13 protein-coding genes and 1 pseudogene are annotated in these 12,483 nt (G+C 32.9%); 8 read left to right on the top strand and 6 right to left on the bottom strand.

The features are described from left to right. The first annotated feature begins 122 nt into the window (after window positions 1-122). Window positions 123-1,079, top strand: coding sequence for an NAD(P)/FAD-dependent oxidoreductase (locus EU96_RS05260; protein ID WP_032526488.1), 957 nt, complete (start codon window positions 123-125; stop codon window positions 1,077-1,079). Window positions 1,080-1,102: 23 nt separating this feature from the next. Here EU96_RS05260 and EU96_RS05265 read toward each other — a convergent pair whose 3' ends face one another. From EU96_RS05265 to EU96_RS05275, 3 genes are read right to left on the bottom strand one after another with little or no spacing between them, the layout of a single operon-like run. After that, the gene (locus EU96_RS05265) at window positions 1,103-1,384 is read right to left on the bottom strand and encodes a P-II family nitrogen regulator (protein ID WP_025906060.1); all 282 of its coding nucleotides are present in this window, start codon (window positions 1,382-1,384) and stop codon (window positions 1,103-1,105) included. Between the two features lie 2 nt (window positions 1,385-1,386). After that, window positions 1,387-2,385 carry a sodium-dependent bicarbonate transport family permease gene (locus tag EU96_RS05270; RefSeq protein WP_032526486.1) on the bottom strand — a complete coding sequence of 333 codons (999 nt, stop codon included), beginning with the start codon at window positions 2,383-2,385 and terminating at the stop codon, window positions 1,387-1,389. 6 nt (window positions 2,386-2,391) lie between these two features. Next, window positions 2,392-4,041, bottom strand: coding sequence for a SulP family inorganic anion transporter (locus tag EU96_RS05275; protein WP_032526485.1), 1,650 nt, complete (start codon window positions 4,039-4,041; stop codon window positions 2,392-2,394). 224 nt (window positions 4,042-4,265) lie between these two features. Between EU96_RS05275 and hemB the strand changes: the two genes are divergently transcribed. The 5 genes from hemB (at window position 4,266) to EU96_RS05295 (ending at window position 9,435) form a co-directional block, all read left to right on the top strand. After that, window positions 4,266-5,267, top strand: coding sequence for a porphobilinogen synthase (hemB, locus tag EU96_RS05280; protein WP_032526484.1), 1,002 nt, complete (start codon window positions 4,266-4,268; stop codon window positions 5,265-5,267). Window positions 5,268-5,329: 62 nt separating this feature from the next. Then, window positions 5,330-5,716, top strand: a complete 387-nt coding sequence (locus EU96_RS0109100; protein WP_032526483.1) for a VOC family protein — start codon at window positions 5,330-5,332, stop codon at window positions 5,714-5,716. A 14-nt stretch (window positions 5,717-5,730) separates the two neighbouring features. After that, window positions 5,731-8,142, top strand: a complete 2,412-nt coding sequence (locus tag EU96_RS05285; protein ID WP_032526571.1) for an endonuclease MutS2 — start codon at window positions 5,731-5,733, stop codon at window positions 8,140-8,142. Window positions 8,143-8,182: 40 nt separating this feature from the next. After that, entirely contained in the window at window positions 8,183-9,166 is a 984-nt protein-coding gene (cgtA, locus tag EU96_RS05290) for an Obg family GTPase CgtA (RefSeq protein ID WP_032526482.1), read from the top strand. A gap of 86 nt (window positions 9,167-9,252) precedes the next feature. Further along, a complete protein-coding gene (locus EU96_RS05295; RefSeq protein WP_011375787.1) occupies window positions 9,253-9,435 on the top strand; it encodes a hypothetical protein in 183 nt (60 codons plus the stop codon). 71 nt (window positions 9,436-9,506) lie between these two features. Here the strand turns inward: EU96_RS05295 and EU96_RS05300 are convergent, their stop codons facing one another. Further along, on the bottom strand, window positions 9,507-9,725 hold the full coding sequence (locus tag EU96_RS05300) for a CP12 domain-containing protein (RefSeq protein ID WP_032526481.1): 219 nt from the start codon (window positions 9,723-9,725) through the stop codon (window positions 9,507-9,509). 127 nt (window positions 9,726-9,852) lie between these two features. Then, complete coding sequence (locus EU96_RS05305) at window positions 9,853-10,797, bottom strand: glutathione S-transferase family protein (RefSeq protein WP_032526570.1); 945 nt, start codon at window positions 10,795-10,797, stop codon at window positions 9,853-9,855. A gap of 21 nt (window positions 10,798-10,818) precedes the next feature. Here EU96_RS05305 and EU96_RS05310 point away from each other — a divergent pair, with 21 nt between their 5' ends. After that, complete coding sequence (locus EU96_RS05310) at window positions 10,819-11,724, top strand: aspartoacylase (protein ID WP_032526480.1); 906 nt, start codon at window positions 10,819-10,821, stop codon at window positions 11,722-11,724. A gap of 116 nt (window positions 11,725-11,840) precedes the next feature. On the opposite strand, the gene EU96_RS10630 is transcribed toward EU96_RS05310, so the two are convergent. Further along, window positions 11,841-11,969: a hypothetical protein gene (locus EU96_RS10630; protein WP_275040760.1), complete on the bottom strand. Its 129-nt coding sequence runs from the start codon at window positions 11,967-11,969 to the stop codon at window positions 11,841-11,843. A gap of 187 nt (window positions 11,970-12,156) precedes the next feature. Between EU96_RS10630 and EU96_RS05315 the strand changes: the two are divergent. Further along, window positions 12,157-12,468: pseudogene (locus tag EU96_RS05315) on the top strand (photosystem II q(b) protein); the annotation flags it as partial. Window positions 12,469-12,483: the final 15 nt, after the last annotated feature.

The following is a 12,483-nucleotide window of genomic DNA, read 5'->3' as shown; positions in this document are numbered from 1 at the left end:
ATATTATGCTTTTTTCTTTTTTTTCTTTTAAGTTATATCTATATAAAGGTTAGGAATTAACATTAAAGATATCTTCTAACCAAAAACTCATCTAATTAACTATTAAAAGGAGTTTTATTAAATTGGAAATCATTGAGTCAGATGTAGTTATTATCGGAGGAGGTCCGGCAGGTTGTACTTGCGCACTTTATACATCTCGTTCAAACTTAAAGACTGTAATTTTAGATAAAAATCCATCTGTTGGCGCCTTAGCCATAACTCATCAGATAGCTAATTATCCAGGTGTTCCTGTTGATATAAGTGGTGAGAAATTACTTACTCTAATGAGAGAACAGGCTGTGCAATATGGTACAGACTATAGAAGAGCACAAGTGTTTGGAATAGATACTAGTGGAGAATGGAAAACGGTTTATACACCTGAAGGAACCTTCAAGGCTAAAGCACTTGTTCTTGCAAGTGGAGCTATGGGTAGGCCTGCATCATTTAAGGGAGAAGCTGATTTTCTTGGTAAAGGAGTGAGTTATTGTGCTACGTGTGATGGCGCTTTTTACAAAAATAGAGAAGTTGCTGTTGTTGGAGTGAACAAGGAGGCAATTGAAGAGGCAACTGTTCTTACTAAGTTTGCTTCTACTGTCCATTGGATTACATCAAGTGATCCTAAATCAGATAATGAAGAAGCTATGGAATTGATGGATAATTCAAATATAAAACATTGGAGTAGAACAAGATTATTGGAAATATTAGGTGATGATATGGGTGTGAACCGAGTTGTTGTAAAAAACAAGCAAGAGGAAAATCCTATTAATTTAGATTTAGATGGAGTCTTTGTCTATATGAGTGGTTCAAAGCCAATTACTGATTTTTTAGGGGATCAAATTGCGTTAAAAGAAGACGGAGGAGTTATTGTGGATGACTTTATGTCTACAAACTCTGATGGAGTGTGGGCTATTGGGGATATAAGAAATACACCATTTAAGCAAGCCGTTGTTGCAGCTTCTGATGGATGTATTGCCGCAATGTCAATTGATAGATATTTAAATAGTAGAAAAAATATAAGAGTTGATTGGATTCATTCGTAAAAACTAAATATTACTTATCTCAATTAGAGGGGGGTTGCTTCAGAAATATAAGCGACTCCTCCGTAATAACTTAAATCATCCCTAATGTTATCTCTCATTTTATCTATTAATTCCTGCTCACAAAACACAATTACATGAGCATTTGATCCTAACCCTGTAAATTCCATATCCTCAGTAACAACTCTTTCAGGTCCCCTGCCTGTGGCGTGTTTCATAACTGTATATCCAGGGACATTAGCTTTTTCTAATGTTTTAATGATTGCATCTAGTTCTCTTTCACTAAATATTAAGTCTAATCTTTTCATTTTTATAAAGGAGAAATTGGGATAATGGTATTTACTAAACTCATATATATTGGAATACCAAGAACTATATTGAATGGGAAAGTTAGACCTAGAGTTGTTGAAATGTAATAACTAGATTTAGCTTCTGGAACTGTCATCCTCATAGCTGCTGGAACTGCTAAATATGAGGCGCTTGCACATAAAACCACAAATAAAAGTGCATTGCCAGGGTCTAAAGATAAAAATCTCGCAACGAAAACACCTATTAATGCATTAAATAGAGGCATGAAAATTGCAAAGCCAATTAAAAATGAACCTGCATTTTTCAGTCTCGGCAATCTTTGAGCTGCGACTATTCCCATATCTAACAAGAAGAAGCATTCTGCTCCATAGAATAATTGTCCAGTAAATGGCTCCATTTTTGTAATCCCTGAAGGATTACTAGAAGCAGTTAGAAATCCTACAATTAAGCTTGAAAGCAATAAATACACTGATCCATTTAAAAGTGATTCATGTAATATTGCGTTTAGATGCATTTTTCTTGATTTTGGTCTATTTTGGGGAGCTGCAAATTTCACAAGTAATAACCCAACAATTATTGCAGGAGATTCCATTAAAGCTAAGGCTCCAACCATAAACCCATCAAAAGCTATTTTTTGACTTTCTAAAAAACTTTCTGCGGAGATAAATGTAACAGCACTAATTGAACCGTATGCTGCTGCTATTGCTGCTGAATTAAAGACATCAAACTTAAATCTTAGAATTAAAAATCCAATTAGCGGGATTAATAGTGACATTAGTATTGCAGCACTTAAGGTCGGCAATACTTGATCAGTAAACCCACTTTTCTGTATCTCTATACCTCCTTTAAAACCAATAGCTAATAGTAGATATAAGGAAAAGAGTTTAGGTAATGGAGCTGGTATTTCTAAATCAGATTTAAATAGTACTGATATTGCTCCAATCAAAAAGAAAAGAACTGGGGGTGCTAATACATTTTGCAGAATTGGATTTATTTCCATAAATTACTAAGTGAGTTCATTTAGAGCAGTTTCTAACGCTTCTTTTCTAGTTTCAATGATGCCTTCAACTCCAAACTTAGCTAATCTTTCCTTTACTTTTTCATTAGCCCCAGCAACAAATGCTTTTCTAGAGTTATTTTTTGCTTCTTGCATCATATCCTCTATAGCAAGGGTTGCTGTTACCCCAAGTCTTGGGACATCAGTTATGTCTAATATCAGAATTTTGTAATTTCTTACAAGATTCATCCTGTCAGAGATGCCTTTTGCTGCACCAAAACTCAGTGGCCCTTTGAGTCTAAATAGCATTACTTCTCCAGAACATCTATCAAGTAGAGCTTTTTCATCCGCGGGTAATGTATTTTGACCTTGATTATTACCTGTTAATGAAGGATTATCCTCTTCCATACCTTCTAGTTGAGTTTCAGTAATTGAATCAATAGTGAGCATGTTCGCAATAAATACACCAACTAATACTGCCCATATTAAATCCCAAAAAACCGTCATTAGTAGTACTCCATACATAACAACTGAAGTTTTTAGAGATAGTTTATGAGCCCTGAGCAAGAATCCCCAGTCAATAATATCCAATCCAACCTTGATAAGAATACCGGCTAAAAGAGCTGTAGGTATTTTTTCTGCTAATGGTCCTGCACCAACTAAAACTATTAACAAAACTATTGAGTGAACCATTCCAGATAAAGGAGTAGATCCGCCAGATTTTACATTTATAACAGTTCTCATTGTTGCGCCTGCACCAGGTAAGCCTGAAAAAAGACCTGCCACAGCATTTCCTATCCCCTGTCCAATAAGTTCTCTATCAGAATTGTGCTTTGTTTGAGAAATATTGTCTGCGACTAAGGATGTCAGTAAAGAATCAATTGCGCCAAGTACGGCTAATACAAGACCTGCCTTGAAAATAATAGGAAAATACTGGTTGAAACTAGGAAAATCTAAAGATGGAACTCCTCTAGGGATTTCTCCAATTCTGTCTATTGTTCCGCCAAAAAACATTGATATTGGAGTTACTATTAATAATGCTAAAAGTGGAGAAGGAACCCACTGAGTTATTTTTCTAGGTGTTAGAAATACTATCCCTAAAGTCATGATTGCCACTCCAATTGCAGCACCATTTGGTTGGAAATTTGAAAAAACAGTAGTTAAAGAGTCGACTACCCCTCCTCTTGTGCTTATTCCAAGTAATGGCCCAATTTGAAGTGCAATGATTATGACTCCAATACCAGACATGAATCCTGATACAACAGAATATGGTACTAAAGTAATGTATTTACCTAGTTTTAGAATTCCGAATAATATTTGAAGTACCCCCCCAATTACCACTGCTGCCATTACTAAAGGTAAAATTTGTTTTGCAGATAGATCTGTTGGAACTCCTACTGCTGCTAAACCTGCCACTACACCAGCAACAGTGACACTCATAGGACCGGTAGGCCCACTAACTTGAGCAGGCGTTCCGCCAAATAAAGCTGCTAAAAAACCAACTACAACTGCCCCATATAGTCCATAAATTGCCCCACCAGGGCCTAACGCAGCGTTACCAAAAGCAAGAGCAAGTGGCAAAGCTACAACTGCCGCAGTGATTCCTCCAAGAATATCGCCTCTAATATTGTTTAGATGAAATCCATTAATTATTTTCAAAGATACTCTCCTTAAATAAATTCATTAACTCAAAGATTTTATCTCTTTATGTAGTAAATTTGTAAAAAATTAAGTTTCTAAAGAAAATTTTTGTAACTTTTTCCATTCTCTATTCAGAGTAATTAAGTTAATTTTCCTGAACAAAAGGAGACTCTGATTGATTTATATGCGATGTAAGCGATTAATGTATTAGATAAATATTTTTCAACTTAAATAATATTCAAATGAATTCGATTATTCGTCCAAGAAGATTAAGAAGGACTGAGGCAATTAGAGAGATGGTTAGGGAAAACCATTTAATTCCTTCGGACTTTATATATCCATTATTTATTCATGAAAAAGATTTTAAAGAAGAAATTTCGGCAATGCCAGGAACTTTTAGATGGGATATGAATGGCTTAATAAAGGAGGTCACTAGGGCATGGGAATTGGGAATAAGATGTATTGTTCTTTTCCCAAAAATAAACGATAGCTTAAAGACTGAAGATGGAGCAGAGTGTTTTAACGAAGACGGTTTAATTCCTAAAGCTATTCGAATATTAAAAAAAGAGATTCCAGAAATGGCAATAATGACAGATGTTGCCTTAGACCCATACTCGTGCGATGGACATGATGGATTAGTTGATGAAACTGGAAAAATATTGAATGATGAAACAATTGAAATTTTAAAAAAACAAGCTTTAACACAAGCTAGAGCTGGAGCAGATTTTATTGGCCCTAGTGACATGATGGATGGGAGAGTTGGAGCAATTAGGACTGCTCTTGATAGTCAAGGATTTAGTGATGTAGGTATTATTAGTTATACAGCAAAATATTCATCTGCTTATTATGGTCCTTTTAGAACTGCTTTAGATTCAGCTCCAAGAGAAAATAGTAAGAAAATAATTCCCGATAATAAGTCTACATATCAAATGGACCCTTCCAATTCAAAAGAGGCTTTAATTGAATCTGCACTGGATCAGTATGAAGGAGCTGATATTTTGATGGTAAAACCAGGAATTTCATATTTGGATATTGTTTATAGACTAAGCACTTTTTCAAATAAGCCGATAGCTGCATACAACGTTAGTGGGGAGTATTCCATGGTAAAGTCTGCTGCTATGAAGAACTGGATTAATGAAAAAGATATTGTTTTAGAAACGTTACTTAGTTTTAAAAGAGCAGGAGCAAAATTAATACTCACTTATCATGCTTGTGATGCCTCTCAATGGTTGCAGGATACTTAAAAACTCATTATTAACAAAAATTTGGTTTATTCTAAGATTAATATTAAATTAATCACTTTGTTTTGAAGTTTTCACAAAGAGTAAATAGGATTGGTCACATCGCACTTAGAGTAGAGAATCTCGAAAGGGCCAAATCCTTTTATATTAAATTGGGGATGAATTTGGTTTGGGATGATAAAGATTGGTCTTATTTGGAAGCTGGTAAATGTAAAGATGGACTTGCGTTGTTAGGCCCGAGCTATAAAGCTGCAGGGCCGCACTTTGCTTTTCATTTTGAAGATAAAGAGGAAGTGGTCAATATTCAAAATGATTTAAAAAAATCTGGTATAAAAGTTGGTCCTTTACATGAACATAGAGATGGAACAGCATCTTTTTACATGAAAGATACTGAAGGAAATTGGCTCGAGATGCTTTATGTTCCCCCTGAAGGGATTCAATCGAATATTTGATTCTTTTTTTTTGTATGCAAGAGAAAAGTCAATCGAAAAAATCATATTCAGAGAACAATATAGAAAATGAATCTATAAGTCTTTTAGAGTGGAATACATTAAAAACCCATTTATCCTCATTTGCCTCTACAGAGATGGGTAAAAGAGCAATTTTAAGTTTTGAAATCCCATCAGAATACGAAGTTGCTAAAAGACTTTTGCATGAAACAGTTGAAATAACTGAGCTAGAAAATAATTTAGATAAATCGATTAGTTTTTCTGGCGTTTTTGATATTAGTAGAAATATTGAAATATGTTCAAAGGGAGGTGTGATTTTATCATCTGACTTATTAGAAATAGCTAAAACAATAAATGCGGCAAGAAATTTAAAAAAAATCTTATTAGATTTTGAACAAAGGCCATTTATTTCATCATTTACAAAAAATTTAATTGACCATAATAATATCGAAACGATTTTAAAAAATGGTATCGAATCTAATGGGAGGATTTCTGATAAGGCTAGCGATAAATTATCTATTCTCAGAAAAGAATTATTATCTAAGAAACTTGAAAGAAAAATATTAGTTAATAAATTTATTCAAAATAATTTAGCTTATTTGCAAGATACTATTATTGGAGATCGATATGGCAGACCAGTTGTAGCAATAAAAGTTAATTATGTAGATAAATTTAACGGCATAATTCATGATTCTTCATCTTCAGGAAATACAGTATATTTTGAACCTGATAGTGTAGTAACTAAAGGTAATAAGATTGCTTCTTTAGAGGCTAGGGTCACAGCAGAAGAATTTAAATTACTTCAGAAATGGTCTCAAGTTATTAGTGATAATTCAGAAAATCTTATTGCAATGGCATCGATTTTATTAAGATTAGAAAATGCTCTGACACGTTCAAGATATTCGAAATGGATTGGAGGAAAAACTCCTATTTTTGAAAAAAATCCTATTGTTTCCTTAATTGGGTTTTCTCATCCTTTATTGATTTGGGAAAATAAGAAAAAAGCAGCTCCTCCACCAGTGGCTGTTGATTTTCACATAAATAGAAATATTAAGGTTGTAGCTATTACAGGTCCAAATACTGGAGGGAAAACAGCGGCTTTGAAAGGTTTGGGTTTGTCGTTATTAATGGCTAGAGCAGGATTATTGATCCCCTCAACTAACAATGCAATTATCCCTTTTTGTCCAAATATATATGTCGATATAGGAGATAATCAATCATTAGAAGAAAATTTATCTACCTTCAGTGGGCATATATCTCGGATAAAACAGATCTTAGAATCACTTGAAAATAAGAGAGGATTATCAATTGTTTTGTTAGATGAGATTGGATCTGGTACAGATCCTCTTGAAGGAAGCGCTCTTGCAATTGCTTTGTTAAAAGAATTTGCAAATAAATCTGATATCACTTTAGCGACTACGCATTATGGAGATATTAAGGCATTAAAATACAATGACTCCAGATTCGAAAACGTTTCAGTTGCCTTTGATGAGGATTCTTTGAAGCCAAAATATATACTCAACTGGGGCATCCCAGGGAGAAGTAATGCTTTGTCAATTTCGAAGCGAATAGGTCTGGATGAAAGCATTCTAATTGAAGCTGCAAATTATCTAAAGCCAAAAGAAGTTGATAACATTAACCGTATTATTAAGGGACTGGAGGAAGAGAGATTAAAACAACAAAATTCTGCAGAAGAAGCGGCAGAACTTATTGCTAGAACTGAAATATTACATGATGAATTAAAGAAAAATTATGAATTTCAAAAAATAAATGCTGAAAAAATTCAGGAAATTGAAAGGTATAAATTATCCAAACATATTTTATCCGCTAAAAAGGAGGTAATAGATTTGATTAAGAAATTAAGAGATCAAAATGTTAATGGAGAGGATACTAGAATTATTGGAAAAAGATTAAAAGAAATTGAGAGAGAACATTTAACTCAAAAAAAAGTTGAAAAGTTAATATCATGGGATCCAAAGATAGGTGATTTTATAAAAATTAAAAGTCTAAATAGTACGGGACAAATTATAGATTTAGATAAAAAAGGTGGTTTTTACGAAGTTAAATGTGGTTCATTCAGAAGCACATTAACTGTAAATGACTTTGAAGGTATCAATGGGGAAAAGCCTAATTTCAAGAAGTCAAAAATTGAGGTTAAATCTTCAAGAGAAGATTTTTCTTTTTCTAAAATTAGAACGAGTAAAAATACAATTGACGTAAGAGGACTAAGAGTTCATGAAGCCGAAATAATTATTGAGGAGAAAATGAGAAAATTTCATGGCCCGATATGGATTGTTCATGGAATTGGAACTGGAAAATTAAAAAAAGGATTAATAGAATGGTTAAAAGGTTTAAACTATGTTGATAAGATTGAAGATGCTGCCAACAATGAAGGTGGAGCTGGTTGCAGTATTGCGTGGATAAAATAAAATTTAAAATATTTAGAAAACCATTAAAAAAGTGTGTTAAGTGCAATTTATTGATCAAGCAACCATTATTCTTAAAGCTGGAAAAGGTGGCAATGGAATAGTTTCATTTAGAAGAGAAAAATTTGTTCCTGCTGGAGGACCTTCGGGGGGAAATGGTGGTAGAGGGGGTTCAATAATATTGGAAGCAGATAATAATCTTCAAACATTATTAGATTTTAAATTCCAAAGAGAGATAATTGCTAAAGATGGATTCAAAGGAGGTCCTAATAAAAGATCTGGTGCTTTTGGCGAAGATACAATCCTGAAAGTTCCTTGTGGTACGGAAATAAGGGATATTAAAACTGGCATTATTTTAGGAGACTTAACTAAAGATAAGCAGAGCTTAACTATTGCAATAGGAGGAAGAGGCGGACATGGTAATGCTTACTATTTAAGTAATCAAAATAGAGCGCCAGAATCTTTCACTGAAGGTAAAGATGGTGAGATATGGGAGGTGCAATTAGAACTTAAACTCCTTGCTGAGGTTGGGATTATAGGTCTTCCAAACGCAGGAAAAAGCACTTTAATTTCCGTTTTATCATCTGCCCGTCCAAAAATCGCAAACTATCCTTTCACAACCTTAATACCCAACTTAGGTGTAGTGAGAAAAGCAGATGGGAATGGATGCCTTTTTGCCGATATACCTGGATTAATATCAGGCGCAGCTGATGGAGTAGGCTTAGGACATGATTTTTTAAGGCATATTCAAAGAACAAAGATACTTGTTCATTTAATTGATTCAATTGCAGAAAATCCTATTCATGATTTTGAGATAATTGAGCAGGAATTAAAAAAATATGGGAAAGGCCTTTTAGATAAAGAGAGGATAATAGTATTAAATAAAATGGAACTTGTAGATGATGATTATTTGAAAATAATCACAAAAAAGTTAGAAGATTTATCTAACAAAAAAGTTTTAGTTATTTCTTCATCTTTAAAAAAAGGTTTATCATCACTACTTTCTGAAGTATGGAATAGAATCTAAATTAAATTAAAATTTTTTTTGCAAATTAATACACTTGATTTAATAATGAAAATTAGCCATAAATAAGATACTTCTTTAAACACAATATGAATTTCTACAGTTGCTTTGATCAACAAGGAAAAATAATAGCCAGATGTCAAACCATTCAAGATATTGAGGTTCTGAAGAAAATGGGAAGACCAATTGTTGAAGTTAAGGAAATGAAAAATGAGGAGTCAGTGGTATGTTCGCTAACAGGCAGTCCATCCGACTTCAATAGAGATTACTAATAAGAATTTAAGAAATAAAAAAAGGGCTTTAAAGCCCTTTTTTTATGCATTATCTATTTCAAAGAGAAAAATCAATCATCATAAACTAGACATTCTGGTTCATCTGGGTTGGCATCGCAGAATAATTCCAGAGCATTTGGATCATGTTTATCTTCGGGATGATGATCCTTATATTCTTCGAGTTCTTTTAGTTCTTCAGTTAGATGTCTGACCTTTGGAAGATTGCCCTCTGCTTTAGCAGATTCGATTTCCGATTGATCTTTTTCGATGTGTTCGTCAATGGATTTCATTTTAAGCTTTTCGTACTTTAGTAGACATATATAACATAGTTAATTTCTAATGAAATTGCATTATCTATGAACAAAATAAGTGTTCATTACAACATCATTTTTTTATCATAATTGTTTTATGTATTTTTTAAGACTTTAATCTCATTATTTCCTTTAGCGATGGTAATAATGGGATTAATTGATTTGGGTTTAAAGGGAATAAAGCTTTGTAGTAATCTTTTTTCCATTCATTTTCGAAGCAAGTATTATATACATTAGATAATCTGAAAAATTTTAATCTCCATTCAATGATTTTCTCGAAATTTGATAGTTCTTGTTCAGTACATTTAAAAAGTTTGCTATATATCAATTCCCATCTTATGAGTGTTGGAAAAAGGTAAATATCTGCATAAGTTAACTCTTCTCCCAATACCCAACCCCCTTTATTATGGATCATCCTATCTTCAATCTCTTTTAAAGCTGCGAAAAGATCTTTACTTGCCTTTTCGTACGCTGACTGGGTTCTGGCGAATCCGCATCTATATACTCCATCATTAATGCTGTTATGAATTAAATCTAAAAACTTTTTATTACAGTCTTTTATATTTAATTCCTGAGATTTTGATTCACTTTTTATTGAATTAAGTATTCTTATTATTTCCCAACTTTCATTAGACAAAATATTTACGTCATCTTTTACACATCTAATTAAAAGAGGTAATGTAGCTCTGAAAATTATTTTTTTATTAGCTTTTTTGTAAAGGTCAGAAAGTCTTATACATCCATTAATCTTTGTATTGAAAATCCATTCGCCATGTTCAACATCTGCTTTTAAAAAAATAACTGTAACTTTTTTAGATAAATGTTTTATTTCGTGTACGAGTAAAGTTCTTTGACACCATGGACAAGAATGCCCTACCAATAAATAAATTTGTCCATTTTCATTACTAAAATCGTATTTACTATCGATTGTTATTCCTGTAGGCCTTTTATAATTACCTTGTATATCTGATGGTGCGAAACCATTCATTAATTGTGTCCAAAACCAAAACCAGAATTTTTTGGAGGCCTTAATTAGGTATTTATTTTGCATAAATTTTATTTTTAAAGAAAAATGACTATTCAAAGAATACTTATAGTTTCAGGAACTCATGGGAATGAAATTAATCCTATTTGGGCTGTTAAGCAATTTAATAGAGAGGAGAATAGTTTAAAACATTTTATTGAGTATGAGTACACCATAGGTAATCCTATCGCCTATGAAAAAGGCTGTAGATATATAGATGCAGATTTAAATAGATCTTTTAAAAAAAGTAAAAATTATGATCAACACAAGAATAGTTTTTATGAAATTAATAGAGCCAATTTTTTAGTCGATCAATTTGGAATTAATGGATCTAAACCCTGTCAAATTGCGATTGATTTGCATACTACTACTGCAAATATGGGAACTAGTATTGTTATGTATGGGAGGAGATCCAAAGATTTTTGTTTGGCTGCATTACTGCAGAATAAATTTGGATTGCCTATCTACTTACATGAAAAAGATAAAGCTCAAACAGGCTTTCTTGTAGAAGCTTGGCCATGTGGTTTAGTTATTGAAATAGGAGCTGTCGCACAAAATTTTTATGATCCAAAAATCATAGATAGATTTTTAATAATAATTAGCTCTTTAAGGGAGGAGATAGATAAATTGAAAAACAACCTTATTGAACTACCAAAGGAATTGGTTGTTCACGTTCATCAAGGGAGTATAGATTATCCAAGAGATGAAAAAGGAGATATTGATGGTCTAATTCATCCTGAGAGAATAAATCAAGATTGGAAAATGATTAAAAAAGGAGATCCGTTATTTCTAGATAGCCATGGGATTATTCATAAATATGATGGAGATCAATTGATTTGGCCTGTTTTTATTGGCGAAGTTGCTTATAAAGAAAAAAAAATCGCGATGAGTTACACAAACAAGGAAGTTATTTCTTCCACAAATCAATGGATTCAAGATTTTGAAAGTCTTTAAATTAAAAAACTTGAACAATAAATTGCTGATGTCTAATAAGTGTTTTTTATTTAATAGATAAGTTTAATTAATATTTAAAGCTTTTATTTTTTTTCTAACTTTTAAAACTTCTAATCCTAAATTCTTTCGCTCCAATAAATAACAGCTCCAAAAGCCTCTAATTGCAGTCTTCTATGCTTAGCCTCTTTTAGGGAAACAACTTCTTTCCATCTTTTCCCATTAAGAAGCCATTCAATTATTACCAAGTTACATCCTCAATAACAAAGAAAATATTAAGACATCGAGGTTCTATTCATCTATATTTCAAAAAATAAGTTTACTTACAGAAAAATAATTTACACATTTTTAGCGATTTTGGTCTAAGATTCTATTGCGGAATATATTTTCCGTTTTATTTAAACGTCTCACTTTAGAGACATACTTTACGAACTCATGACAACTATTCAGCAGCAGCGTTCTTCGCTGTTAAAAGGCTGGCCACAGTTTTGTGAGTGGGTAACATCAACTAACAACAGAATTTATGTTGGTTGGTTCGGCGTCTTAATGATCCCATGCCTACTTGCAGCAGCGGCTTGCTTCATCGTTGCATTCATCGCAGCACCTCCAGTAGATATCGACGGAATTAGAGAGCCAGTTGCTGGTTCATTCCTATATGGAAACAACATCATCTCAGGTGCAGTTGTTCCTTCATCTAACGCTATTGGTCTACACTTCTACCCAATTTGGGAAGCAGCTACTGTAGATTAGTGGTTATACAAC

The organism is Prochlorococcus marinus str. MIT 9302, assembly GCF_000759975.1.
Lineage (GTDB): Bacteria > Cyanobacteriota > Cyanobacteriia > PCC-6307 > Cyanobiaceae > Prochlorococcus_A > Prochlorococcus_A marinus_M.
The sequence above is the reverse complement of the archived record's forward strand: the minus strand, read 5'-3'. Positions and strand labels throughout refer to the sequence as shown.